Origin of the sequence: Curtobacterium sp. 24E2 (assembly GCF_016925595.1) — a bacterium.
GTDB lineage: Bacteria > Actinomycetota > Actinomycetes > Actinomycetales > Microbacteriaceae > Curtobacterium.
This window is the reverse complement of record NZ_CP068987.1, coordinates 3,243,564-3,268,390: the sequence shown is the minus strand read 5'-3', so window position 1 is coordinate 3,268,390 and position 24,827 is coordinate 3,243,564. Positions and strand designations below refer to the sequence as shown.

The window sequence follows — 24,827 nt, the reverse complement described above, 5'->3', positions numbered from 1 at the left end:
TTCCTCGGAGGGGACCGCCAGGGCAGGGCATTAGCATGCATCGGTCGGCCCAGGTCGGCACTGGTCACGACCCGGATCGAACCGTCCGGAACGAGGGAGGCGCGGTGGCGCGGGAACCGCAGCAGCGTGCGCAGCGCCCCGGTCGCGACACCGACGACTTCGCGCGGCTCATGCAGCAGAGCACCGTCGACGTCCGCCAGACGGCGGTTCGTCAGCGCCGCAGCCCGATCGTCGGCAAGATCGCCCTCGGCCTCGCGGTGGTGTCCGCCGCGGTGGACGCCAGCGCCTTCGCGGTCTTCATGGGCGGTGACACCGAGTTCGCGTTCGGGATCTGCTTCGTCGTGGTCTTCCTGACCCTCATCGCGGCGGTGCTCGGCTTCGTCGCGGCCGTCGGTGGCCTCGGCCGGTGGTACGGGGCGATCGGTGTCGTGGTGGCCTTCTTCGCCAACCCGGTGATCCTCATCGTCATCCTGGTGTTCGTCGCACCCGAGGTCCTGACCGGCATGGGCGCCTGACCGGCGGCGGTACGTTGGGGGCATGGCTGCTCCCGTCTCCGACCTGTTCGACCCCGACGTCTGGACCGCGGCTCCGATCGCGGAGCAGTTCACGGACATCACGTACCACAAGCACGTCTCGAAGGGGATCGTCCGGGTCGCGTTCGACCGGCCCGAGGTGCGGAACGCCTTCCGTCCGCGCACCGTCGACGAGCTCTACCGGGCGCTCGACGACGCGCGCCAGGACCCCCGCGTCGGCGTCGTCCTGCTGACCGGCAACGGCCCGAGTCCGAAGGACGGCGGCTGGGCGTTCTGCTCCGGCGGCGACCAGCGCATCCGGGGCGCAGCGGCTACCAGTACGTCGGTGACGAGGGCGCACCGCCCGAGGGCGTCGACCCGGCGGCCGCGCAGGCCTCGATGGGACGTCTGCACATCCTCGAGGTGCAGCGCCTGATCCGCATGATGCCCAAGGTCGTCATCGCCGTGGTCCCCGGTTGGGCAGCCGGCGGCGGGCACTCGCTGCACGCGATCTGCGACCTGACCATCGCGAGCGCCGAGCACGGCAGGTTCAAGCAGACCGACGCCGACGTCGGGTCGTTCGACGGCGGCTACGGCAGCGCCTACTACGCCAAGCAGATCGGCCAGAAGTTCGCCCGCGAGGTCTTCTTCCTGGCACAGGAGTACTCGGCGCAGCGTGCGTACGAGATGGGGGCCGTGAACGCGGTCGTCCCGCACGAGGACCTGGAGCGCGAGGCGATCCGCTGGGGCGAGATCGTCCTGGGCAAGTCCCCGACGGCGATCCGGATGCTCAAGTACGCGTTCAACGCCGTCGACGACGGGATGGTCGGCCAGCAGGTCTTCGCGGGCGAGGCGACGCGGCTCGCCTACGGCACCGACGAGGCCGTCGAGGGCCGCGACTCGTTCCTCGAGAAGCGCGCTCCCGAGTGGACGTCGTTCCCGTGGCACTACTGAGCCCGGCGGTGCCGGCATGACCCGTCCACTGGTCGCGCTGGGCACGTCGGATCCGCTGGCCGTGCTCCGCGGCCTGGAGGCAGCACTCGCAGGCGGCCCCGCGCTGCTCCCCGTCGCCGAGGGGGCACCGGCGCTGCCGACCCCGCCGCCGGCCGACGTCCGGCAGCGGGTCGCCCTGGTGGTCGAGACGAGCGGGTCCACCGGTACCGGCAAGCGCGTGGCCCTCTCGTCCGAGGCGCTGCTCGCCGGTGCCGCCGCGGCGGACGCAGCGCTCGGCGGACCGGGCGGCTGGGTGCTGGCGCTGCCCACGCACTACATCGCGGGCCTCAACGTCCTGACCCGCTCGATCGCCGCGGGGACGACGCCGGTCGTCGTGGCACCGGGCCACTTCGACGCAGCGGCGTTCGCGGACGCCGCGGACCAGCTCGTCACCGGTCCTGCCTCCCCGCGTCGCTACACGTCGCTCGTCCCCGTGCAGCTCGCCCGTGTGCTCGACGACGACCGCGCGACGGCTGTGTTGGCAGGGTTCGACGCGGTCCTCGTCGGCGGGCAGGCGACCCCGGCGGCGCTCCGCGACCGAGCGGTGGCCGCCGGCGTACGCATCGTGACGACCTACGGCGCCAGCGAGACGAGCGGCGGCTGCGTGTACGACGGCGTGCCGTTCGGGACCGTCCGCACCGCGGTGGTGGACGACGAGCTCCAGTTGTCGGGTCCGATGCTCGCCGAGGGGTACCTCGGCGACGACGACCGCACGGCCGCGACGTTCGTCGACCGCGACGGCCTGCGCTGGTACCGCACGGGTGACGCCGCCACGGTGTCCGACGACGTGGTCCGGGTGCTCGGACGCCTCGACGACGTGGTGATCTCCGGCGGCGAGAAGGTCCGGCTCGGCGCGGTGGAGCGGCTCGTGCGCGACCTGCCCGACCAGCACGGTGCAGTCGTCACCCGACGGGCCTCGGGAGAGTGGGGCGAGGTGCCGGTCGTCGTCACCGAGCAGCCGCTCGACCTCGACACCGTCCGGTCCCACGTGGGCGACGCCCTCGGCCGCGCCGCACGTCCGGCTGCGGTGGTCGTCGTCGACCGACTGCCGATGCTCGCGTCCGGCAAGCCCGACCGGCGGGCGATCCAGGACCTCGCGGCACGGTAGGTGCGCTCGACGGCACCGCGGTGCAGTGCGGCGCGGCGCGGATAGGATCGGTGGTCGTGGCACGAACGAAGAACACGACGCACAAGCAGGGCCGCTCGGGCAACCCGGCCAAGGCTGCGGCCCCGGTCCGCTCGAAGCGGCGGGCGACCGCGCGGGACTGGATCGGCGGGGCACGACTCCGCACCCTGACGCTCGGCGTCGTCCCGGTGGTGCTCGGCACCACCGTGGGCTTCGTCGACAGCGGTACCACGGGCGACTTCGGTGCGTTCCTGGCGCAGGACGGACACCTCGCCATCGCGCTGCTCGCCCTCGCGGTGGCACTGTTCCTGCAGATCGGCGTGAACTACAGCAACGACTACTCCGACGGGGTCCGCGGCACCGACGAGTACCGCGTCGGCCCGGCTCGCCTGACGGGTGCCGGCCTCGCGAAGCCCCGGACGGTGCTGACCGTCGCACTGACGTTCTTCGGGCTGGCCGCGGTCGCCGGGATCGTCATCGTGGTGCTCACGCAGCTGTGGTGGCTGCTGCTCGTCGGCGCCGCCGCCATCGTCGCCGCGTGGTTCTACACCGGCGGCAAGAAGCCCTACGGCTACAACGCGCTCGGCGAGGTCTTCGTCTTCGTGTTCTTCGGCCTCGTCGCCGTGCTCGGCACCCAGTACGTGCTCATCGGCCAGGCCACCACGAGCGGGTGGGCCGCCGCTGTCGCCGCCGGGTTCTTCGCCTGCGCGGTCCTGATGGTGAACAACATCCGCGACATCGACGAGGACCGTCTCGCCGGCAAGCGCACCCTCGCGGTCGTCGTCGGCCGACCGGTGGCACGGGTGCTGTACGGCCTGTTCCTGCTGCTGCCGTACGTCGTGCTGCTCTGGTTCGTCCTGCTCTACTTCCGCACGGGCTTCACGTACTTCTCGCTGCTGCTGGCCCTGCCGGCGCTCGCGATCGGGGTGTCGTCGCGCAAGCCCCGTGAACTCATCACGGCACTGCAGCTGTCGTCGTTCGCGTCGCTGGTGTTCGGCGTGGTGCTCGGCATCACGCTCGCCGTCCAGCCGTAGGACTCCGCCGGACTACTCCGCGTCGGCGTCCCGGCGCGCGGCGTGCCGGTCGGCGTCCGAGACCGGGCGCACGGTCGGGGCGTCCGCGGCGTCGGTGTCCGCCGCGTCGACGAAGTCGTCCTCGAAGTCGGTGTCCGCATCGCGCTCCGGGCCACCGCGGCGGTTCGCCAGGCTCATTGCGACCGTGGCACGGAGCTTCGCGAGCGCGATGTAGGAGATCAACAGCCCGACGAGGGCGGCGATGATCGTCGCCCAGTACCAGGGCATCGGGGTCAGGAGCAGGAGCAGCACGAGCGCCGCCGCGAAGATGCCGAGCCGGGCCAGGGTGTACAGGAGCCACGCTTTCACCCTGCGAGTCTACGGACGGCCGACCGGCAGGGTCGTCACAGGCTCGCGACCTAGACTCCCGAGCATGGTCCGCTTGTGGTTGATCGTCGTCGTCGCCGCTGTCGCCTTCACGGTGTACGCGGCCATCGACTGCGCGACGATGCCCCGCGAACGTGTCCGATCCCTCAGACGCGGTGTCTGGATCCTCCTCGTGATCGTCCTCCCCGTCCTCGGCGGAGTGCTGTGGTTCCTGCTCGGCCGCTCGCCGGCATCCCCGGGCACCACCGCCCGGTACCGTGGACCAGAAGACGACCCGGACTTCCTCGGCACCACGCCCGTTCCGGGGACACCCTCACGGACAAGGACCAGGACGACGCGACCCTCCGAGACCTCGAAGACCAGTTCCACGACCGAGACGACGACGGCCGCACCGATCGCTGACGGTCCCGTCGGATCAGGCAGTCCGGCGACGGACGCCGCCCTGACGCTGCTGCAGGAACTCGTGCGCGCCGGCGTCACCGACGTCGTCGTCAGCCCGGGCTCGCGCTCCCAGGCCCTGGCGCTGGCGGCCGTCGCGCTCGAGCGAGCCGGCGGCCTGACCGTCCACGTCCGGCTCGACGAGCGCACCGCCGGGTTCTTCGCCCTCGGTCTCGCGGTGGAGTCCGGTCGACCGGCGGCGGTCGTGACGACCTCGGGCACCGCCGTCGCGAACCTCCACCCCGCGGTCCTCGAAGCGCACCACTCCGGCGTCCCGATGCTCGTGCTGAGCGCCGATCGGCCGGACGAACTCCGCGGCATCGGCAGCAACCAGACCACCGTCCAGCCGGGGATGTTCGGCGACGCGGTCGCCTTCGTCCGCGACGTCGAGGCGCCCTCCGCGCACGGAGCCGACGCGTCGGTGCGTGCAGCGCTCCGCGACCTCGCCCGCCAGGCCGTGGCCGCGGCCGCCGGACACACCGGACAGCCGGGGCCGGCGCAGCTCAACGTCGCGTTCCGTGAACCCCTGTCCGCCGGCCTCGACGCCGAGCACGTGGAGGGCGTCCCCGACGACGAGGTCGACACCGCGTTCGCCACCCGTCGGGCGCACGGCGGACTCCCGGTGGCCGAGCTGTCGCCGGACGACGAGCCGGGTACGGTCGTCATCGCCGGGCACGACGCCGGCGAGGACGCCGAGCGCATCGCGTGGAGCTCGGGGCGCCCCTGCTCGCCGAGGTCTCCAGCGGCGCACGGTTCGGCCGGAACCTCGTCGTCGCCTACCGCGAACTCCTGCGCGACGAGGACTTCGGCGGGGCGGTCCGTCGTGCCGTCGTGCTCGGCCACCCCACCCTCAGCCGTGAGGTCCCGGCGCTCCTGCAGCGGCAGGGGGTCGAGACGATCGTGGTCCGCGGACACACGGCCGACCCCTTCGACCCGGCCCGCGCCTCCCGGCCCTCCGACACCACCTTCGTGTCCGACGTCCGCGTGTCGGGCCGGACCCGGCCGGAGCACCGCGCGTGGGTCGGTCGCTGGGTCGGCGCGAGCCGTTCACTGCTCGGCGACGGTGACGCCGGACCCGACCTCGGCGCCAAGCGGTCCCCGGACCGCGCCGAACGCAACAAGTTCCTGCGCGACGAGGTCGCCCTCCGCCGCCGACCCGTCGACCGTGCGATGCTCGCCGACGCCGTGTGGGGCGTGACGTGGCCGCACGACCGGCTCGTGTTCGGTGCATCGCAGATCATCCGCGTCGCCGACGGGCGGGTGCTCGGCAAGAAGATCCGGGTGCACGCGAACCGCGGGCTCGCCGGCATCGACGGCACCGTGTCGACGGCCCTCGGGATCGCCGCAGCGCTCGAGCAGTCGTCGGCGTCGGTCGGCACCACGCGCGTGCTGCTGGGCGACCTGACCCTGCTGCACGACCTCGGGGCGTTCGTCACCGGCACCGAGGAACGCACGCACCGGGTGCAGATCGTCGTCGGCAACGACCACGGTGGCGCGATCTTCCGCGGGCTCGAGGTGGCACGCACCACCCCGCCGGAGGACATGCGGCGGATGATGTCGACGCCGCAGCACGTCGACGTCGAACGGGTCGTGACCGGCCTCGGCTGGGAGTACCGCCGCGCGGAGACGTGGGGCGACCTCGAGCGGGTGCTCACCGACCCGGCCGAGCGCGTCGTGATCGAGGTGCCGCTGGCCGACTGACGGGGCGCGGGACCGACGCAACGTGACCGCGTGGCCGCAGCGCCGCGACCGCGGGACCGACGCAACGCGACCGCGTGGCCGCAGCGCCGCTCAGGCCAGCGCGTCCGTGACCGGTCGGAACTTCAGGGCGGTCTCGGCGACCTCGCGCGCCGGTTCCGACCCCGCGACGACGCCCGCACCCGCCCAGGCCCGGACGGTGCCGTCGTCGTCGATGCGGGCGCTGCGGAGCGCCAGCATCCACTCGCCGTCGCCGGTGGCGCTCATCCAGCCCACCGGACCGGCGTAGCGGCCGCGGTCGACACCCTCGAGCTCGGCGACGAGCCGGACGGCCACGTCGGTGGGGGTGCCCGCGACGGCGGCCGTCGGGTGCAGGGCGTCGGCGACGTCGAGCGAGGTGGTGTCCGGCGGCAGCGTCGCCTGCACGTCGGTCGCCAGGTGCCACAGGTTCGGCAGCTGCAGCCGGAACGGCTCGGGGTCGGCGCGCAACTCGGTCACGAGCGGGCGGAGCGAGGCGAGCAGACTGTCGATCGCGAACGCGTGCTCCTCGACGTCCTTCGCGCTGGCGGCGAGGGCCTCGGCAGCGGCACGGTCCGCCACCTCGTCGGCACCGCGTGCAGCGCTCCCGGCCAGCACCCGCGCCGTCAACCGGGTGCCGTCGGTGCGGGCGAGCGTCTCGGGGTCGCACCGACCAGGCCGTCGACCGCGAACGTGACGCACTGCGGGTAGGCGGAGGCGAGGTCGAGCAGCACGGCACGACGGTCGGCGCCCGCTGGCAGCATGCCGACGAGGTCGCGGGCGAGGACGACCTTCTGCGCGCTCCCGGCGGCGATGCGCCGGACGGCCTCGGCGACGCTCGCGGCGTAGGTGGCCTCGTCGATCCGGCCGGGGCGCAGTGCGACGGAGACGTGTGGTCCGACGTGGGGGACCGGCACCGAGGTCCGCGTGAACGCGAGCGGCTCGGCACCGACCGTCGTGTCGATCGCGGTGAGCCAGGCCTTGCCGCGCCGACGGCCGATGACCACGCGCGGGACGATCAGGACGCTCTCGTCGGCGGAGTCGTCGGCGAAGGCGAAGGAGCCGAACGCGACCAGACCCGAGCCGCGCAGCTGCACCGGGTCGTCGACGACGGCCGACTCCACGACGGTGCGCCACACCGCGGCTGCGTCACGCATCCGGTCGGCGCCGGTGAACGTGAACCGCAGCGCCTCCCCGATGCCGATGATGCCGTCACCGTTCCGGACGAATGCCAGGGGACGGTCGCGCAGGGTGTGGCGGAGGACGGTGCCCGGGTCGTCGAGGATCCGGGTGGAGACCGTCAGCGGGGGCGCCGCCGTGGTGGTTCGGGTCACGGCTCCGATGCTACGCGCGGTTGGTGGACCACCCGGCCGGGCGCTCGTCGCGCGGCCGTTGCTGCGAGTCCGGCGCGGGCCGTTGCTGCGAGTCCGGTGAACGTACGGTCGGGACCTCTAGGATTGGTCGGGTGAGCAGAGCGGACCTGAACAAGCGGCCGGACGAGGTGGCGGCGATGTTCGACGACGTCGCGGCCAAGTACGACCTCACGAACGACATCCTGTCGGCGGGCAACGCACCGCTGTGGCGTGTCGCCACGGTGCGGGCCGTCGATCCCCAGCCCGGCGAGAAGGTCCTCGACATCGCCGCGGGCACCGGGACGAGTGCCGCGGCCTTCGCGAAGAAGGGGGCAGAGGTCAGCGCGCTCGACCTCTCCGCAGGCATGATCGCGGTCGGTCGCGAGCGACACCCCGAGATCACCTTCGTCGAGGGCGATGCCGAGCACCTGCCCTTCGACGACGACACGTTCGACGCCGTCACGATCTCGTTCGGGCTGCGCAACGTGAACGACCCGAAGCAGGCGCTCGCCGAGATGCTGCGGGTCCTCAAGCCGGGCGGCCGTGTGGTCATCTGCGAGTTCTCGACCCCGCCGCGTGCGCTGCTGCGCCTCGGCTACGGCACCTACCTGAAGCGCGTGCTCCCGGGCATCGCGAAGCTCTCGAGCAGCAACCCCGCCGCCTACCGCTACCTCGCCGAGTCGATCGACGCGTGGCCGGACCAGCAGGTCCTCACCCAGTGGCTGCGCGGCGTCGGGTTCTCCGTGGTCGCCTACCGCAACCTCACGGCCGGTATCGTCGCACTGCACCGTGGCCGCAAGCCCGTCGCCGACACGGTGCGCGAGTCCGCGGCCCGCCGTGCGAAGGCACGCCGCGACCACCAGACCACCGGCGAGCAGCCGCGCGTCGACCCGGCCGACGACTGACCGGTCACCATCCCCCGAAGACGGAGCAGCACTTGAATCCGAGCGTCCCGGTCGCACGTCGCGCGCCGAGCCTCCGCGCCTCGCTGGGCATCGGCGAGCGGTTGTTCGCCACGCCCGCCGACCGCCGCTTCATCGCCGCAGTCGACGACGGTCTCGAGCTCGTCGAGCAGGGGCTCGAGGACGCCATGCGTTCCACGGACACCCTCGCCGACACCACGAGTCGCTACCTGCTGTCCGCGGGCGGCAAGCGGATCCGCCCGACGCTGACGCTGCTCATCGCGCAGCTCGGCGACGGGGTCACCGACGCCGTGGTCAAGGCCGCCGTGAGCATCGAGACGACCCACCTGGCGTCGCTCTACCACGACGACGTCATGGACGAGGCGCCCGTCCGCCGCGGGGTCCCCGCCGCGCAGATCACGTACGGCAACAACGTCGCGATCCTGACCGGCGACCTGCTCTTCGCGCGCGCCAGCCTCATCACGGCCGACCTCGGCACCGAGGGCATCCGGATGCAGGCCGAGACCTTCCAGCGCCTCTGCATGGGGCAGCTGCACGAGACCACCGGCCCGCAGCCCGACGACGACCCGGTCGAGCACTACATCCAGGTGCTCAGCGACAAGACCGGCTCGCTCATCGCGACCGCCGCCCGCGCCGGTGTCATGTTCTCCGGCGCCGACCGTGCCTACCTCGACGCCGTCGGGACCTTCGGCGAGAAGGTCGGCGTCGCCTTCCAGCTCGTCGACGACGTCATCGACCTTGCACCGGCGACGGACAAGACCGGCAAGATCGCCGGCAACGACCTCCGTGCCGGCGTCGACACGCTGCCGATGCTGCACCTGCGTCGGCACGCGGCGACCGACCCGGAGGCGCAGGACCTCGTCCTGCGCATCGAGCGCGACGTGAACGGCGCTCCGGACGACGCGGTCGGCTCCGTCCCGTACCAGTCGGCCGTCGCCGCACTGCGCGACCACGAGGCGACCGCGTCGACGCGCACGGTCGCGGTCCGCTGGGCCCGCGAAGCCGTGGACGCCCTCGCCCCGCTGCCCGACGGCACCGTGAAGCGAGCACTCACCCGCTTCGCCGACTCCGTCGTCGACCGCAGCCGCTGAACACCGCCCGCGACCGGACGGCCCCACGGTCGCCGCGCGGGACGCACCACCGGGAGCACCCCACCCGAACGAACTGGAGACGATCAGTGCCCACCCTCCGAATCGCCATCGTCGGCGCCGGACCCGCCGGCATCTACGCCGCGGACATCCTGCTGCGCGAGGCCCACGGACACGACGTGTCGATCGACCTGTTCGAGCAGCTCCCCGCGCCGTACGGACTCGTCCGGTACGGCGTCGCCCCCGACCACCCGCGCATCAAGGGCATCGTCAACGCCCTGCGTGACGTGCTCGACCGCGGTGTCGTCCGGCTGTTCGGCAACGTCCGCTTCGGCGAGGACATCACCCTCGAGGACCTGAAGAAGCACTACAACGCGGTCGTCTTCTCGACCGGGGCGATCAAGGATGCCGACCTCGACATCCCCGGCGTCGACCTGCGGGGCTCCTACGGTGCCGCCGACTTCGTCAGCTGGTTCGACGGCCACCCCGACGTCCCGCGCACCTGGCCGCTGACCGCGGAGAGCGTCGCGGTGATCGGGGTCGGCAACGTCGCCCTCGACGTCTCCCGCATCCTGGCGAAGCACGCCGACGACCTGCTGCCGACCGAGATCCCGGCGAACGTGTACGAGGGCCTCAAGGCGTCGCCCGTCACGGACGTCCACGTCTTCGGCCGCCGTGGTCCTGCCCAGGTCAAGTTCACGCCGCTCGAGCTCCGCGAGCTCGGCGAGGTCCGTGACGTCGACATGGTCGTCTACGACGAGGACTTCGACCACGACGAGGCGTCGAAGACCGCGATCGCCACGAACAAGCAGGTCATGGTCATCAACCGCGTGCTCGAGCAGTGGCGCACCCGCGAGACGGGCCAGGCGAGCCGGCGGCTGCACCTGCACTTCTACGCGAAGCCGACCGAGTTCGTCGGCGACGAGCAGGGCAACCTCACCGCGATCCGGTACGAGCGCACCCGGCCGAACGGCGAGGGCGGTGTCGAGGGCACGGGCGAGATCCGCGAGATCCCGATCCAGGCGGCCTACCGTGCCGTCGGCTACTTCGGTTCCCCCTGCCCGGGCTGCCGTTCGACGAGCGCCACGGCGTCATCCCGAACCACGAGGGCCAGGTCCTCGACGACGACAACCAGCAGATCCCGGGCGTCTACGCCACCGGCTGGATCAAGCGCGGTCCGGTCGGTCTCATCGGCCACACGAAGTCCGACGCCATGGAGACCGTGCAGCACATCGTCAACGACCAGGCGAGCTGGTGGACTCCGGAGGACCCCTCCGAGGGTGCGATCCCGGCGCTGCTCCGCGAGCGTGGCGTCGAGTACACCGACCTCGAGGGCTGGCACCACCTGGACACCCACGAGCTCGCGCTCGGCGCTACCGAGGGCCGTGAGCGCATCAAGGTCGTGCCCCGCGACGAGATGATCGACGTGTCGCTCGGCCGCGTCGACGCGCCCACCAACTGACAGCGATGACCGACACGCGCCCCGTCCCGCCCGCGGCGGTGCGGGGCGCGTCCGCGTCCGCTGCGCGACTGCAGGGCGTCGACGTCGCGCGCGCCGTCGCGCTGCTCGGCATGATGGCCGCGCACATCGGCGGCATCGCGGAGCAGCTCGACTGGGTCGACCCGACGACGTGGTCCGCGGTCGCGAACGGGCGGCCGTCCGCACTCTTCGCGGTCCTCGCCGGGGTCTCGATCGGCCTGACGAGCGGTCGGACGACTCCGCCGGGTCCGCCGACGATCGGCCGAGTGCGGGCTCGTCTGGTGATCCGTGCCGCAGCCGTCGTCGCCGTCGGCTTCGTGCTCATCGCGCTGGAGACACCGGTCTACGTGATCCTGCCGACGTACGGAGTGCTGTTCCTGCTGGTGATCCCGGTGCTCCGGGTCCGCCCGGCGTGGCTCCTCGCCATCGCGGGCGCCTGCGCCGTGCTGTCGCCGATCGTCGCCGTATCGACCGCACCGGCCTACGCCGACGCGGGCATGGTCGGCGTGCAGCTCGGTCTGGTCTACCCCGTGGTCACCTTCCTGGCGTACGTCCTGGTCGGTCTCGCGGTTGCCAGGTCCGGTCTGGGCCCACGCCGCCGGTTCCCGGACGACGCGCCAGCGGCGTCCGGGCCGTGCCGGTGGGGAGAGGCGCGGGGCACGCAGGTCGTGCTCCTCGCGTCCGGCGCACTGGTCGCCGTCACCGCGTACGTCGTCGGCACGGTCATCGCGCCGCTTCCGTCCGGGGCCGCGTTCGCGTTCCCGGGGGTCCCGTACGCCGCGGAGGGCAGCACTCCGGCCGAGGCCCTCGCCCAGCTCTTCCTGTCACCGCGCGACCACTCGTCGACGACGGTCGACGTGGTCGGCACCGCGGGCGTGGCGGTCGCGGTCATCGCGCTCTGCACCCTGCTGTTCGACGGCCGCGGGCGGGTCGCCGAGCGGATCGCGTTCCCGCTCGCCGCCGTCGGGTCGATGCCCCTGACGATCTACTCGGGACACCTCGTGGTGATCGCGATGCTGCCCGAGTACCCGGAGTCGGCGTCCGCGTGGGGTTGGTTCGCGCTCGGTTCGATCCTGTTCGCGATGGTCTGGCGCCGGTTCCTCGGCCGGGGCCCGCTCGAGCGGGCCGTCGCCGCCCTGGCGTCCCTCGTTCCGATGCGCTGAGCGCCCTGCCGGGCTCGACCCGGCCAGGAGCGCTGCCGCACGGTGCAGCGTTGTTCGTCCGGTGCGGGCGTGCTCGCTGGGTGCCCCGCTGTGGCGACGCACCGAGCGGCCAAGGTCGCACCGGGTGGAGGACGGCGCACGGTGCGTGGCGGAGGCGAGCCGCGCCTCCCGGTCGTGGGCTACTGCAGCGCTGCCGTGAGCCGCGCGACGTTGTCGAGCACCTTGGACCGGCGCGGACGGTCGTCCCACTCGTCGAGCGTCAGCTCGAAGCTGTGCTCCTTGTAAGCGTCCTGCACCTCGCGCAGGGCATCGACGAAGCGGTGGCCCCGGACCATCACGGAGACCTCGAGGTTCAGGCTGAACGAGCGCATGTCCATGTTGCTCGACCCGATCACCGACACCTCGTCGTCGATGGTGAAGTGCTTGGCGTGCAGGATCGTCGGTGCCCGGTACAGCCAGATCTTCACACCGGCGCGGAGCAGTCCCTCGTAGTACGAGCGCTGCGCGTGCCAGGTCATGGCGTGGTCGCCCATCTCGCCGACGAAGAGCTCGACCTCGACGCCGCGTTGGGCGGTCGTCGTGATCGCGTAGAGCATCGAGTCGTCCGGCACGAAGTACGGCGACGTGATCGACACCTTCTTCTGCGCCGAGTAGAGCAGCGCGTTGAACAGGCGCAGGTTGTTCTCGCCGTCGAACCCGGGCCCGGACGGAACGACCTGGCAGTCGAGGGCGTCGCCGCGGTCGGCCCGCTGGACGGGGTCGCTCTCGCGCAGCAGCAGTTCGTCGGTCTCGCTGTACCAGTCGGTGACGAACAGGGCGTTCAACCCCGCGACGACCGGACCCTCGAACCGGGCGAACAGGTCCTTGTAGACCATGCCCTTCTCGATGTGCGACTTGATGTCGTACGAGGCGTCGATCAGGTTCTGCGACCCGGTGAAGGCGACCGAGCCGTCGATGACCATGATCTTCCGGTGGTTGCGGAGGTCGGGGCGCTGGAACTTCCCCTGCAGCGGCAGCAGCAGGAGCATGAGGTGCCACTCGATGCCCGCGCGGTCCATGAACGCCAGCGTGTCCTTGTACCCGGGGTAGCCGCGGCTCGCCCAGTGGTCGAGCAGGAACCGGACGGTGACGCCGCGGGCCTGTGCACGGGCGAGCGCGTCGAAGAACGGCCGCGTGGTGTCGTCGAGCGTCGCGATGTAGAACTCGACGTGCACGAACCGACGCGACTGGTCGATCGCCCGGGTCATCTCCGCGATCGACTCCTCGGAGTCGGGGTAGAGCTCCGCCGAGTTGCCACCGACCAGCGGCATGGCACCGAGTTCGCGGTTCAGCGTGGTGATGCTCTCGAGCCACAGCGGCCACGGGTGGTCACGCCGCACGCGTTCGATGCCCTCGGTCTGTTCGAGGATGTACGCGTTGATCTCGGTCTGCTTCTCACGCCGGGCACGCGGCAGCTTCGTCGACCCGATGACCAGGAAGACGATGAAGCCGATGTAGGGGATGAGGAAGATCGCCAGCAACCAGGCGGTCGCCGTCTGCGGCTTCCGGTTGATCGGGACGTAGATGATCGAGAAGGCGCGGATCGCCAGGTCCAGCAGGACGGCCAGGACGGTGATCGCGACGGTGAGCCAGTGCTCCACGGACGTCAGCGGAAGTTGATGTACTGCAACGGGACGTCGAACTCTTCACCCTTGAGCAGCTGGATGGTGTTCTGCAGGTCGTCGCGGCTCTTCGAGGACACCCGCAGTTCGTCGCCCTGGATCTGGCTCTTCACGGTCTTCGGGGCGTTGGCCCGCAGGAACGCGCCGATCTTCTTCGCGACGTCCTGCTCGATGCCGTTCTTGAACTTCACCTCGATGCGGTACTCCTTGCCCGAGGGGTAGGGGTCGCCGGCGTCGAGGCTCTTCAGGCTGATGTTGCGCTTGATCGCCTTGCTCTGCAGGACGTCGAGGACGGCCTTCGCGCGCTCTTCCGAGTTCGCCTTGATGAGGACGTCCTCGCCGCTGAAGGCGACCGACGCGTCCGCGCCCTTGAAGTCGTACCGCTGCTCGATCTCCTTGGCCGCCTGGTTGAGGGCGTTCTCCGCCTCCATCTTGTCGACCTTGCTGACCACGTCGAAGGAACTGTCTGCCATGCCGGACAGCCTAACGGCGGACAGGGCCCACGTCGCCGGTACCCGGGCGGCGCGCAGCGGCGCCCGGGCCGTGCCGATGGGGAGGCCCGGTTCGGCTCCGGCGGTCGGCCGGCGGTGGTCACGACCACCGTTCTGGATCCGCTATGCTTTTGTGCGCGCCTTCGGTTGGTGATCACACCGGCTGGGTGCGCATGGCAAGTTACCCAAGCGGCCAAAGGGATCTGACTGTAAATCAGCCGGCGTAGCCTTCGGGGGTTCGAATCCCTCACTTGCCACCATCGAAAAGCCCCGTCCGACCCGGACGGGGCTTTCGTCGTCCCTGGCAGGATCGGTGCATGGCATCCGACCGCACACCGTCCCAGTTCGCTGACCTCGCCGAGACGATCGCGCGCGAAGCGGCCAGGCTCGCCGCACGACGACGGGCCGAGGGGGTCGAGATCGCCGACCGGAAGTCGAGCATCGTCGACGTGGTCACAGCTGCGGACCGCGAGGTCGAGGCGCTCATCCGGGCCCGTATCGCCGAGGCCCGGCCGGACGACGCGTTCCACGGTGAGGAGTCGGGGTCGGCCTCGGGCGAGTCGGGCATCACCTGGGTCGTCGACCCGATCGACGGCACGGTGAACTACCTGTACGGCAGTGCCGAGTACGGCGTGAGCATCGGCGTCGTGCGGGGCTCCGCCGACCCCACGACGTGGGAGCCGATCGCCGGCGTCGTCGTCGCCCCCGCGACCGGGGTGGTGTTCCGTGCCGCCGCCGGACAGGGCGCCACCCGTGACGGCGTGCCCCTGTCCGTCAGTGCTCCGGCCTCGCTCGCCGAGACGCTCGTGGCGACGGGCTTCGGGTACACGGCGGACCGGCGCCGCGAGCAGGTGTCCGTGCTCGCCGGGTTGATCGGCGAGGTGCGGGACATCCGGCGCGGGGGAGCGGCGTCGCTCGACTGCTGCGCGGTGGGTGCCGGGGTCGTCGACGCTTACTACGAGCGCGGGATCAACCCGTGGGACATGGCCGGCGGCTCCGTCGTCGCACGCGAGGCCGGGGCGTCGATCCGCGTCTGGGAGGCCGGCGGGACCCGTTCCTTCCTGTTCGCGAGCCCCGCGGTGGCCGACGACCTCGAGGCGCTGCTGCGCGGGCTGGAAGCCGAGGCGCTCGGCGTCTGAGGTCCGCCGGTCCCTCGCTCTGGGGGTGCCCGGTGGACGCGACCACGACTGGCGACGTGCGACGACGTTTGCTACCGTGCTCAGGTCCCGTTACCTGCTCGTTACCAACGAGCGCGCCCCTTCCCCGATCAGGATCGCCACCGCACGCATGCCCCACTCCCCACTGACGTCCGTCCCCACCGGTCCCGTCGACGCCGCCACCCCGGTCGTCCACCTGACCCGACGAGCACGGATCGAGGCGGAGCGAGCGGCTGCGAAGGGCGCCCCCGTCACGCAGGACCACACGCAGGACGTCGCGCCTGACCGTGCCGCGGGCCCGTCGTTCGACGAGGTCGTCGGGCTCACCACGCCGTCGTCGGCCGCCGCTCCCGCGTCGCCGATCGACCTCGCGCCGGTCTCGCCCGCGCTGCCCGGGTCGGCGGTCCGTCCGGCGCAGCGCATCACGACGCCACCGGCTCCCTCGTCGCCGGACGTCCGCGCCTCGGCACCGCGCACCGCGCCGGCCGCTGCGGAGCCCGTCGCACCGCAGCCCCGCCGTGTCATCGGCCAGGTCCCGGCGTCCCGTCGGCGGACCGGCCGTGCCGCATCGGCCGTGCAGGTCGACCGCGCCACCCGGCACATCGCGGCCGGCCGCACCGCTGCCGCGCCCGCCCCGGCTCCTGCCGCCCGGACGCAGGGCGCCTCGTTCCGCCGTGCGGCCTCGCGCGTCACGGCCGTTGGTGCGCTCCTCTTCGTCGCCGGTCTCGTCGTCTCGACGTCGCTGCCCGCCCAGGCGCTCTACGTGCCGGAGACCGGCTCGACCGCGGTCCGGTCGACGGCGAGCGGTACGACCCAGTCGATGAGCGTCGGCGCCGCAGCCGACGGGTCGACGACCCGCGACCAGTACACGGTGTCGGACGCCACGCAGTACAAGAACGTCGACGCCTCGAGCTTCACCAACGACCCGACCGGCACGATCCAGTGGCCGTTCCTCACCGGCGTCCCGATCACCTCCGGCTTCGGCGGTCGTCAGGTCGCGGGCTGCTCGTTCTGCTCGACGAACCACATGGGCGTCGACTTCGCTCCCGGCGAGGGCACCCCGATCCGGGTCATCGCCGCCGGCACCGTCATCAAGGTCCAGGCGAACGACGGCGGCTTCGGCAACGACGTCTGGGTGGAGCACGACGTCGACGGCAAGCAGTTCGTCAGCGTGTACGGCCACATGGAGGACAACTCCTTCAAGGTGGTCACCGGTCAGCAGATCGAGGTCGGCGACGAGCTCGGTCTCGTGGGCAGCACGGGCAACTCCACGGGCCCGCACCTGCACCTCGAAGTGCACGTCGACGGGGTCCCCGTGGACCCGCTGGCCTGGCTCCAGACCAACGCGAACTAGCGGTCGCCGACGCGGCACGCCCGGGCGTCTCGCCCGGTTCCGGAGCAGCGTCGGAGGTCTGCTATCCTCGTGTGGTGCCGTTCGCGGCACATCGCCCCGATAGCTCAGTGGTAGAGCACCTCCATGGTAAGGAGGGGTCGTCAGTTCAATCCTGACTCGGGGCTCCGACCCGGTGCGCGTGTCGCTCCGGATCTCTGGCGGGATAGCTCAGTTGGTTAGAGCACACGACTCATAATCGTGGGGTCGCGGGTTCAAGTCCCGCCCTCGCTACATCAAGCCCGGCGATCTGTTCGCCGGGCTTTCGTCGTTCCCGGGCGCGACGGCGTTCCGGTCGGGAGGCGCGTGGCGGGCGTGCTCCGTGCCTCCTGTCCGGTGCGTGGCCGGGTCCAGTGCGGCTGTCGCGCCGCACACACGATCAAAGTGCGTCCGCGCCGTGTGTTCGCGTTGTGCAGATGCACTTGCGTTGTGCGCCGGTCACGTCGCGACCGCGCGACCGCGCGCCGACCGCGCGCGACCCGCGCGCCTACAGCGCGGAGTGCGACCCGGTGTCGGTGCGCGTCTGCAGCACGCCGGCGCCGCGCAGTGCGCGCTCGATCGCCGCGTTCACCTCGTGCCATGCGGCTCGTCGACGGCTTGCGCCGATGCTGCCGCCGGAGACGGCCGTGCCGTGTCCGCTGTGCCGCAGCGTGATCGTGGTGGACGCTCCGGTGACGGTCGTCGACAGCTCGTAGCGGCGGAACTCGCGGGACGGGTGCACGAGCGCGCCGAGCAGGATCGTGAGCAGCCGGTTGCCGGTCGTCGCGGTGAGGGTCCCACCGGTCGACTCGACGTGGTGTCCCGCCGTGCGGAGTGCCGCGCCGGCGACCTCCATCGCGGTGCAGCGGTCGCCCGTGTGCACGGCGAACTCGGTCCTGGTGTCCATGGTTGCTCCCCGTCCCCTGATCCGGAGTCGCGACCGGACCGCCGATTCCCCCGAACCGGCGCGGCCAGCCTAGCCGATGCATCCTCAGCATCGACAGGCCCCAGGACGGGCGTCGGTAGACTGCCGACGTGTCAGTGAACCCCGAGCTCGTCGGCAGGACGTTCCCGCCGGCCCAGCCCTACCTGGTCGGTCGCGAGAAGGTGCGCGAGTTCTCGCGCGCGGTGTTCGCGACCAACCCCGTCCACCACGAGCCCGACGCGGCCCGCGCCGCCGGGTACGCCGACGTCGTCGCCCCGCCGACCTTCGCGGTCGTCGTGCAGGAAGCCACGCTCGCGCAGCTCCTGGCCGAGCCGGACGCCGGCATCGACTTCTCGCGTGTCGTCCACGGCGAGCAGTCCTTCACCTACGACCGGCCCATCGTGGCCGGCGACGAGCTCACCGCGACCCTGACCGTGACGAGCGTCAAGACGCTCGGCGGCAACGCGATGGTCACGGCCCAGAGCACCATGAACGACGCCTCGGGGAGCACGTCGTCACGGCGACGTCGACCCTCGTGGTCCGAGGAGACGACGCATGACCGCCGCAGCCGCCACCGCGATCGAGGTCGGCGCGGTCGTCGCCGAGCGCGAGGTGCACGTCACCCGCGACTCGCTCGTCCGCTACGCCGGCGCTTCCGGTGACTTCAACCCGATCCACTACCGCGACGACGTCGCCGCCTCGGTCGGCCTGCCCGGCGTCCTCGCGCACGGCATGCTCACGATGGGCCTCGCCGTGCAGCCGGTCTCGGAGTGGCTCGGCGACAGCGGCTGGGTCGCGGGCTACGGCGTCCGCTTCACCCGCCCCGTCGTCGTGGACCCGGAGCAGGGCGCGACCATCGGCATCGTCGCGAAGGTCGGCACCGTCGACGACGACGGCCGACCGAAGCGCATCGACCTCACCGTGACCGCCGGCGGGCAGACCGTGCTCGGCAAGGCGCAGGTCACGGTGGCGTTCCGCTGACCGTGCACGAGCCGGTGCTCGCCGACCTCACGACGCTCGGCGTCGGTGGGGCGGCCGCGCGGCTGCTCACGGCCACGACGACCGACGAGCTCGTCGACCACACGCGCTCCGCGTGGGACGACCACGAGTGGCTGGTCCTCGGCGGCGGCAGCAACGTGCTGGTCGCCGACTCCGGCTTCGACGGCACCGTCGTCCTGGTCCGCACCACGGGGGTGGACGCCGACACGGACGCCGACGGCGTCACCGTCCGCGTCGCGGCCGGCGAACCCTGGGACGCGTTCGTCGCCACCACCGTCGCGAACGGCTGGACCGGCCTGGAGGCCCTCAGCGGCATCCCGGGCACCGTCGGCGCCGCCCCCGTGCAGAACATCGGCGCCTACGGGGTCGAGCTCTCCGACGTGCTCACCCGGGTCGAGTTCCTCGATGCGGCCACGGGGGAGCGCACGTGGGTGCCCGCGGCCGAGCTGGCGCTCGGCTACCGCACGTCGACCCTCAAGCACGGACGCCGTGGTGTCGTGCTGACGGTCGAGTTCCGACTCGGTGCAGCGGGTGAACACGGCGTCCCGGTGCGGTACGCCCAGCTCGCCGGTTCGCTCGGAGTGTCCCTCGGTGCTCTCGTGGAACCCACGACGGTCCGCGACGAGGTCCTGCGTCTCCGCGCTTCGAAGGGCATGGTGCTCGACGCCGACGACCGGGACACCTGGAGCGCCGGATCGTTCTTCACGAACCCGATCGTCTCCGCTGCCTTCGCCGAGACCCTCCCCGCCGACGCGCCACGGTGGCCGGCGGGCGACGACGTCAAGCTCAGCGCGGCCTGGCTCATCGAGCACGCGGGGGTGCACCGTGGCTACGCCGTGCCGGGGTCGCGTGCGGCGATCTCGTCGAAGCACACCCTGGCCCTGACCAACCGTGGCGGCGCGACGGCGGTCCAGGTGGCCGAGCTCGCACGGTACGTGCAGGTCACGGTCCTGAACCGCTTCGGGGTGTCGCTCGTGCCGGAGCCCGTCGTGGTCGGGGACCTGCTCGACTGAACCCACTGGCACGACCCGGCCACGGGCCTCCCGGAACGCAGAACGGGCCACCTCGACGAGGCGGCCCGTTCTGCGTGGGGCAGGGCTACGCGAAGAACTCCGCCAGGCGGGCCACGCCCTCGGCGATGTCGTCGTCGCCGAGGGCGTACGACAGGCGCAGGTACCCGGATGGGCCGAAGGCCTCGCCCGGGACGACCGCGACCTCGGCGTGCTCGAGGATCAGGTCGGCCAGCTCGAGGGTCGTCGTCGGGGTCGAGCCCGCCCACTCACGACCGAGCAGTGCGGTGACGTCCGGGTAGACGTAGAAGGCGCCCTGCGGGGTCGGCGTGACGAAGCCCGGGATCGCGTTGAGCCCGGCGACGATGGCCTGCCGACGGCGGTCGAAGGCCTCGCGCATGGCCGCCACCGGCTCCTGCGGCCCGGTCAGGGCGGCGATCGCGGCGCGCTGGGACACGTTGGAGACGTTCGACGACAGGTGCGACTGCAGGTTCGACGCGGCCTTGACCGCGTCGACCGGACCGATGAACCAGCCGACGCGCCAGCCGGTCATCGCGTAGGTCTTCGCGACGCCGTTGACCAGGATCGTGGTGTCGGCGAGGGCCGGCACGGCGTCGAGGATGCCGGTGAACCGCAGTCCGTCGTACACGAGGTCCTGGTAGATCTCGTCGCTGATCACCCAGATGCCGTGCTCGAGTGCCCACTCGCCGATGGCCTTGGTCTGCTCGGCGGTGTACACGGCGCCGGTCGGGTTCGACGGCGAGCAGAACAGCAGCGCCTTCGTCTTCGGGGTGCGCGCGGCCTCGAGCTGCTCGACCGTGACGAGGTAGCCCTGGTCGCTGCCGGCGAAGACCTCGACCGGCTCGCCACCGGCCAGGCGGATGGCCTCGGGGTAGGTGGTCCAGTACGGGGCGGGGAGCAGGACCTCGTCGCCGGCGTCGACGATCGTCTGGAACGCCTGGTAGACGGCCTGCTTGCCGCCGTTGGTGACGATCACCCGCGACGGCTCGACGGTGATGCCGGACTCGCGTGCGGTCTTCTCGGCGATGGCCTGCTTCAGCTCCGGCAGACCGGTCGCCGGCGTGTACCGGTGGTTCTTCGGGTCCTGTGCGGCCTCGACCGCGGCGGCGACCACGTGGTCGGGCGTGGCGAAGTCGGGCTCGCCGGCGGCGAAGGAGATGACGGGTCGGCCCGCGGCCTTCAGGGCCTTGGCCTTCGCGTCGACCTTGAGCGTCGCGGACTCGGCGATCGCCGCGATGCGGGACGCGATGCGCGGCCGATCGGTCGGCGCGGCGGCGGGGGTTGCGGTGGACTCGGGGCCGGGGGCTGCGGTGCTCACGGGTGCCAGCCTATCGGCGCGGCACGCCGTGGAGGGGGCCAAGTGGACACCGTGTGACGGACTCCCGTACACTCGACCACCGGAACACGATCGGTGACGGACGTGCTCTGAAGGGCGGTGGCTCAATTGGTAGAGCAGCGGTCTCCAAAACCGCAGGTTGCAGGTTCGAGTCCTGTCCGCCCTGCAACTCTGGAAGGGTAGAAGTTGGCGAGCAAAGACATGGAGACGACGGCGGACGACGTCGTCGCCAAGGCGAAGCAGGACCGGGCCGAGCGCCGGGGTCCGATCGCTGCCATCGTGCTCTTCATCCGTCAGGTGATCGGCGAACTGCGCAAGGTCGTAACCCCGACCCGCAAGGAGCTCTTCAGCTACACGCTGGTCGTGCTCGTCTTCGTCGTCGTGATGATGATCCTGGTGTCGATCCTCGACTTCGTGTTCGGTCTCGGCGTCGGGTACGTCTTCGGCAACGGGCCCACGGCCTGACCCGGACGTCGACTGCCGAGTGCGGCAGTCCACTGGAGTACGGTCGCCCGAGACGGTGCCGATCGTGACCAGGACCGTCCGCCATCCCGACCCGCACCACCGAACGGAAAGAATCGACTGTGTCTGACTACTCCCGCGACGACATCGACCTCGCGACGGCTGCCGAGCAGTCCTCCGAGGTCGAGGAGAACCAGGAAGGCGACGTCGAGACCGGCGAGGAGCGCTCCGCCGAGTCCGCCGAGGAGCGCGCGATCTCCGTCGAGTCCGAGGACGACGAGTCCCTCGGCATCGACGAGGAGCTGACGGCACTGCAGGAGTCCAAGGACCCCGAGGCCGACGCCGTCGTCGAGGACGCCCTCGAGATCGACTCGGCTGACGAGGCCGAGGCGGCCGTCGAGGCGGTCGAGGACGAGGAGGAGATCGAACTCGAGTCCGAGACCGCCGAAGCGGCGAACGAGACCCTCGCCGCCGACGAAGCGATCGACGCCGAGGACGACGACGCCGAAGAGGCCGAGGTCGACCCGTACGAGGCCTTCAAGGTCGAGCTGCGGATGAAGCCGGGCAAGTGGTACGTCATCCACTCCTACGCGGGCTTCGAGCGCCGCGTGAAGTCGAACATCGAGAACCGCATGGTGTCGATGTCGATGGAGGAGTCGATCTACCAGGTCGAGGTCCCGATGGAGGACGTCGTCGAGATCAAGAACGGGCAGCGCAAGCTGGTGACCCGCGTCCGGATCCCCTCGTACGTGCTCGTCCGCATGGACCTCAACGAGGACTCGTGGTCCGTCGTCCGGCACACCCCGGGTGTCACCGGCTTCGTCGGCAACGCCCACAACCCGACGCCGCTCCGTTTCGACGAGGCGTTCGGCATGCTCAAGTCCCTCGTGCAGGTCGCCGAGGCCGCCCCGACCAAGGGTGGCTCGAAGTCCGGCGGTTCCCTGCAGGCGCAGCCCGCGGCCGAGGTCGACTTCGAGGTCGGCGAGACGATCACCATCAAGGAAGGCTCGTTCGCGGGCCTGCCGGGTTCGATCTCCGAGATCAAGCCGGAGAGCGGCAAGCTCACCGTCCTCGTCTCGCTGTTCGAGCGCGAGACCCCGGTCGAGCTCAGCTTCGACCAGGTCACGAAGCTCTAGTCCAGGTCTGCCCGTTCGGGTAGACTCATCGAGTTTGGGCCCGCACGCCTCGTGCGTGTGGGCCTTCACCGCGGTCCGGAACGGCCGGACCAGCGGGAGAGTGCACGGATCCCCGTGCGTTCGATTCCAGGAGGAAGACAAGTCATGGCACCGAAGAAGAAGGTCACGGGCCTGATCAAGCTGCAGATCAACGCGGGAGCCGCCAACCCGGCCCCGCCGATCGGTCCGGCACTCGGTCAGCACGGCGTCAACATCATGGAGTTCTGCAAGGCGTACAACGCGGCGACCGAGTCGCAGCGTGGCAACGTCGTGCCGGTCGAGATCACCGTCTACGAGGACCGTTCGTTCACGTTCGTCCTGAAGACCCCGCCGGCCGCTGAGCTCATCAAGAAGGCTGCTGGTGTGCAGAAGGGGTCCGCGACCCCGCACACGGTCAAGGTCGCGAAGATCTCGATGGACCAGGTCCGTCAGATCGCCGAGACCAAGCAGGCCGACCTGAACGCCAACGACATCGAGCAGGCCGCGAAGATCATCGCCGGCACCGCACGCTCGATGGGCATCACGGTCGAGGCCTAAGCACCGATCGGGCTCCGGCCCACACCCAGACACCTTTCCGTGGGAGAGCCGCGCCGGCTCGTCAACCACGTATCTCGCAAGGAGACCACCATGGCGAAGAAGTCCAAGGCCTACGAAGCCGCGGCCGCGAAGATCGAGGCCGACAAGTTCTACACCCCGACCGAGGCAGTCGCCCTGGCCAAGGAGACCGGCTCTGCGAAGACCGACTCCACGGTCGAGGTCGCGCTGAAGCTCGGCGTCGACCCGCGCAAGGCGGACCAGATGGTCCGCGGCACGGTCATCCTGCCGCACGGCACGGGCAAGACCGCCCGCGTCATCGTGTTCGCGACGGGTGCAGCGGCCGAGGCCGCGATCGCAGCCGGCGCCGACGAGGTCGGTGGCGACGAGCTCATCGCGAAGGTCGCCGAGGGCTACACCGCCTTCGACTCCGCCGTCGCGACGCCCGAGCTCATGGGCAAGGTCGGTCGTCTCGGCAAGGTGCTCGGCCCGCGTGGCCTCATGCCGAACCCGAAGACCGGCACCGTGACCCCGAACGTGGCGCAGGCCGTCAACGACATCAAGGGCGGCAAGATCGAGTTCCGCGTCGACAAGCACGCGAACGTGCACTTCGTCGTCGGCAAGGCCTCGTTCACGCCGGAGCAGCTCGACGAGAACATCTCGACCGCGCTCGAGGAGATCAACCGCCTCAAGCCGAGCTCCTCGAAGGGCCGCTACGTCATGAAGGGCGCCGTCTCGACGACCTTCGGTCCCGGCATCCCGCTGGACGTCAACAGCATCTGAGTCCACTGACTCCGAGTCACTGACTCACGGAGGGGCCCGCACCGGTAACGGTGCGGGCCTTTCTCGCGTGCAGGCTCGCGCGTCCCGGTAGCGTGGTGTCGTGCGCACCCTCGTCAACTCGCTCCGGTTGATCGCCGTCATCGCCGTCGTCGTCGCGATCGTCGCCCAGTGGCTCGTCAGCTCGAAGACCGACGTGTACAACCCGTGGAACTTCTTCGGCTACTTCACGATCCAGTCGAACGTCATCATCGCCGTGGCCCTGGCGGTGACCCTCGTCGCCTCGGCCCGCCGCAAGCGTGGGGACCTGCGGGTGAGCCTGCTCCGGGGCGCCGGTACGGTCTACATCGCCACGACCGGGATCGTCTACAACACCCTGCTGACGAACGTCGACGTGTCGGCGAACGTCCAGTGGTCGAACGACGTGCTGCACAAGGTCATCCCGGTGTACGCGGTCCTCGACTGGCTGCTGTTCTCGGACCGGTCGAAGCTGCTCCTCCGCCACGTCTGGTGGTTCTTGATCTACCCCGCGGTGTGGACGATCGTCATCCTGATCCGTGGCGCGACCGACGGCTGGGTGCCGTACCCGTTCCTCGACCCGGCGCAGGGTTACGGCGTCGTGGCGATCTACTGCGTCGGCGTGGGCGTCTCGATCGGGTTGCTCGGCGTCCTGGTCGTGGGGATGAGCCGGCTGCGACTGGTCAAGGTCTGAGCTG

General features: G+C 71.1%; 21 protein-coding genes, 4 tRNA genes and 5 pseudogenes. 24 read left to right on the top strand and 6 right to left on the bottom strand.

Annotated elements, in window-relative coordinates; all coding sequences use genetic code 11:
* Positions 1–104 precede the first annotated feature (104 nt).
* The 4 genes and pseudogenes from JN350_RS15910 to JN350_RS15895 all read left to right on the top strand — a co-directional run bounded on the left by JN350_RS15910 (position 105) and on the right by JN350_RS15895 (position 3,665).
* The gene (locus JN350_RS15910; protein ID WP_205462793.1) at positions 105–515 is read left to right on the top strand and encodes a hypothetical protein; all 411 of its coding nucleotides are present in this window, start codon (positions 105–107) and stop codon (positions 513–515) included.
* A gap of 22 nt (positions 516–537) precedes the next feature.
* A pseudogene (locus JN350_RS15905) lies at positions 538–1,466 on the top strand (1,4-dihydroxy-2-naphthoyl-CoA synthase).
* Between the two features lie 16 nt (positions 1,467–1,482).
* Positions 1,483–2,613: an AMP-binding protein gene (locus JN350_RS15900; protein ID WP_205462792.1), complete on the top strand. Its 1,131-nt coding sequence runs from the start codon at positions 1,483–1,485 to the stop codon at positions 2,611–2,613.
* Positions 2,614–2,663: 50 nt separating this feature from the next.
* A complete protein-coding gene (locus JN350_RS15895; RefSeq protein ID WP_131845706.1) occupies positions 2,664–3,665 on the top strand; it encodes a 1,4-dihydroxy-2-naphthoate polyprenyltransferase in 1,002 nt (333 codons plus the stop codon).
* A gap of 12 nt (positions 3,666–3,677) precedes the next feature.
* Here the strand turns inward: JN350_RS15895 and JN350_RS15890 are convergent, their stop codons facing one another.
* Complete coding sequence (locus JN350_RS15890; RefSeq protein ID WP_205462791.1) at positions 3,678–4,013, bottom strand: DUF4229 domain-containing protein; 336 nt, start codon at positions 4,011–4,013, stop codon at positions 3,678–3,680.
* On the opposite strand from JN350_RS15890, the pseudogene JN350_RS21150 reads away from it, so the two are divergent.
* Both JN350_RS21150 and JN350_RS21145 read left to right on the top strand, forming a co-directional pair.
* Positions 3,907–4,743, top strand: a pseudogene (locus JN350_RS21150) (thiamine pyrophosphate-binding protein); the annotation flags it as partial. The gene JN350_RS15890 and the pseudogene JN350_RS21150 overlap by 107 nt on opposite strands.
* Positions 4,744–5,174: 431 nt before the next feature.
* Positions 5,175–6,170 (top strand): hypothetical protein, encoded by a 996-nt coding sequence (locus JN350_RS21145; RefSeq protein ID WP_461964499.1) that lies wholly within the window; start codon positions 5,175–5,177, stop codon positions 6,168–6,170.
* Positions 6,171–6,260: 90 nt separating this feature from the next.
* Here the strand turns inward: JN350_RS21145 and JN350_RS15880 are convergent.
* Positions 6,261–7,342 (bottom strand): annotated as a pseudogene (locus tag JN350_RS15880) (isochorismate synthase).
* Positions 7,343–7,650: 308 nt separating this feature from the next.
* On the opposite strand from JN350_RS15880, the gene JN350_RS15875 reads away from it, so the two are divergent.
* The 4 genes and pseudogenes from JN350_RS15875 to JN350_RS15860 all read left to right on the top strand — a co-directional run bounded on the left by JN350_RS15875 (position 7,651) and on the right by JN350_RS15860 (position 12,191).
* Complete coding sequence (locus JN350_RS15875; RefSeq protein ID WP_111084274.1) at positions 7,651–8,442, top strand: demethylmenaquinone methyltransferase; 792 nt, start codon at positions 7,651–7,653, stop codon at positions 8,440–8,442.
* A gap of 32 nt (positions 8,443–8,474) precedes the next feature.
* On the top strand, positions 8,475–9,551 hold the full coding sequence (locus tag JN350_RS15870) for a polyprenyl synthetase family protein (protein WP_205462790.1): 1,077 nt from the start codon (positions 8,475–8,477) through the stop codon (positions 9,549–9,551).
* A gap of 86 nt (positions 9,552–9,637) precedes the next feature.
* A pseudogene (locus JN350_RS15865) lies at positions 9,638–11,010 on the top strand (FAD-dependent oxidoreductase).
* Between the two features lie 5 nt (positions 11,011–11,015).
* Positions 11,016–12,191, top strand: a complete 1,176-nt coding sequence (locus JN350_RS15860) for a heparan-alpha-glucosaminide N-acetyltransferase domain-containing protein (protein WP_205462789.1) — start codon at positions 11,016–11,018, stop codon at positions 12,189–12,191.
* A 179-nt stretch (positions 12,192–12,370) separates the two neighbouring features.
* Here the strand turns inward: JN350_RS15860 and cls are convergent, their stop codons facing one another.
* Together cls and JN350_RS15850 are read right to left on the bottom strand one after the other, a co-directional pair.
* Positions 12,371–13,831, bottom strand: coding sequence for a cardiolipin synthase (gene cls / locus JN350_RS15855; protein WP_205462788.1), 1,461 nt, complete (start codon positions 13,829–13,831; stop codon positions 12,371–12,373).
* Between the two features lie 5 nt (positions 13,832–13,836).
* Positions 13,837–14,325 carry a YajQ family cyclic di-GMP-binding protein gene (locus JN350_RS15850; protein ID WP_111084269.1) on the bottom strand — a complete coding sequence of 163 codons (489 nt, stop codon included), beginning with the start codon at positions 14,323–14,325 and terminating at the stop codon, positions 13,837–13,839.
* Between the two features lie 193 nt (positions 14,326–14,518).
* Between JN350_RS15850 and JN350_RS15845 the strand changes: the two genes are divergently transcribed.
* From JN350_RS15845 to JN350_RS15825, 5 genes are all read left to right on the top strand, one after another.
* Positions 14,519–14,603 (top strand) — tRNA-Tyr (locus tag JN350_RS15845).
* A gap of 57 nt (positions 14,604–14,660) precedes the next feature.
* Positions 14,661–15,482, top strand: a complete 822-nt coding sequence (locus JN350_RS15840) for an inositol monophosphatase family protein (RefSeq protein ID WP_205462787.1) — start codon at positions 14,661–14,663, stop codon at positions 15,480–15,482.
* A gap of 148 nt (positions 15,483–15,630) precedes the next feature.
* A complete protein-coding gene (locus tag JN350_RS15835; RefSeq protein WP_205462786.1) occupies positions 15,631–16,854 on the top strand; it encodes a M23 family metallopeptidase in 1,224 nt (407 codons plus the stop codon).
* 93 nt (positions 16,855–16,947) lie between these two features.
* Positions 16,948–17,018 (top strand) — tRNA-Thr (locus JN350_RS15830).
* A 32-nt stretch (positions 17,019–17,050) separates the two neighbouring features.
* A tRNA-Met gene (locus JN350_RS15825) sits at positions 17,051–17,124 on the top strand.
* A 253-nt stretch (positions 17,125–17,377) separates the two neighbouring features.
* Here JN350_RS15825 and JN350_RS15820 read toward each other — a convergent pair.
* The gene (locus tag JN350_RS15820) at positions 17,378–17,776 is read right to left on the bottom strand and encodes a hypothetical protein (protein WP_205462785.1); all 399 of its coding nucleotides are present in this window, start codon (positions 17,774–17,776) and stop codon (positions 17,378–17,380) included.
* Positions 17,777–17,904: 128 nt separating this feature from the next.
* Here JN350_RS15820 and JN350_RS15815 point away from each other — a divergent pair.
* The 3 genes and pseudogenes from JN350_RS15815 to JN350_RS15805 all read left to right on the top strand — a co-directional run bounded on the left by JN350_RS15815 (position 17,905) and on the right by JN350_RS15805 (position 19,806).
* Positions 17,905–18,353, top strand: a pseudogene (locus tag JN350_RS15815) (FAS1-like dehydratase domain-containing protein).
* A complete protein-coding gene (locus JN350_RS15810) occupies positions 18,350–18,775 on the top strand; it encodes a MaoC/PaaZ C-terminal domain-containing protein (RefSeq protein WP_205462784.1) in 426 nt (141 codons plus the stop codon). Before JN350_RS15815 ends, JN350_RS15810 begins: the two are co-directional and overlap by 4 nt.
* A gap of 14 nt (positions 18,776–18,789) precedes the next feature.
* A complete protein-coding gene (locus tag JN350_RS15805) occupies positions 18,790–19,806 on the top strand; it encodes a UDP-N-acetylmuramate dehydrogenase (protein WP_240347362.1) in 1,017 nt (338 codons plus the stop codon).
* 85 nt (positions 19,807–19,891) lie between these two features.
* Here the strand turns inward: JN350_RS15805 and JN350_RS15800 are convergent, their stop codons facing one another.
* Positions 19,892–21,073, bottom strand: coding sequence for a pyridoxal phosphate-dependent aminotransferase (locus JN350_RS15800; protein ID WP_205464482.1), 1,182 nt, complete (start codon positions 21,071–21,073; stop codon positions 19,892–19,894).
* A 180-nt stretch (positions 21,074–21,253) separates the two neighbouring features.
* Between JN350_RS15800 and JN350_RS15795 the strand changes: the two genes are divergently transcribed.
* The 6 genes from JN350_RS15795 (at position 21,254) to JN350_RS15770 (ending at position 24,823) form a co-directional block, all read left to right on the top strand.
* A tRNA-Trp gene (locus JN350_RS15795) sits at positions 21,254–21,326 on the top strand.
* A 35-nt stretch (positions 21,327–21,361) separates the two neighbouring features.
* Positions 21,362–21,625 carry a preprotein translocase subunit SecE gene (gene secE / locus JN350_RS15790; RefSeq protein ID WP_228504884.1) on the top strand — a complete coding sequence of 88 codons (264 nt, stop codon included), beginning with the start codon at positions 21,362–21,364 and terminating at the stop codon, positions 21,623–21,625.
* 119 nt (positions 21,626–21,744) lie between these two features.
* On the top strand, positions 21,745–22,758 hold the full coding sequence (gene nusG, locus JN350_RS15785) for a transcription termination/antitermination protein NusG (RefSeq protein WP_205462782.1): 1,014 nt from the start codon (positions 21,745–21,747) through the stop codon (positions 22,756–22,758).
* A gap of 144 nt (positions 22,759–22,902) precedes the next feature.
* On the top strand, positions 22,903–23,334 hold the full coding sequence (gene rplK, locus JN350_RS15780; RefSeq protein ID WP_022906459.1) for a 50S ribosomal protein L11: 432 nt from the start codon (positions 22,903–22,905) through the stop codon (positions 23,332–23,334).
* A gap of 90 nt (positions 23,335–23,424) precedes the next feature.
* A complete protein-coding gene (gene rplA, locus JN350_RS15775) occupies positions 23,425–24,114 on the top strand; it encodes a 50S ribosomal protein L1 (protein WP_111084260.1) in 690 nt (229 codons plus the stop codon).
* A gap of 100 nt (positions 24,115–24,214) precedes the next feature.
* Entirely contained in the window at positions 24,215–24,823 is a 609-nt protein-coding gene (locus JN350_RS15770) for a Pr6Pr family membrane protein (RefSeq protein WP_205462781.1), read from the top strand.
* The last annotated feature ends 4 nt before the right edge of the window (positions 24,824–24,827 follow it).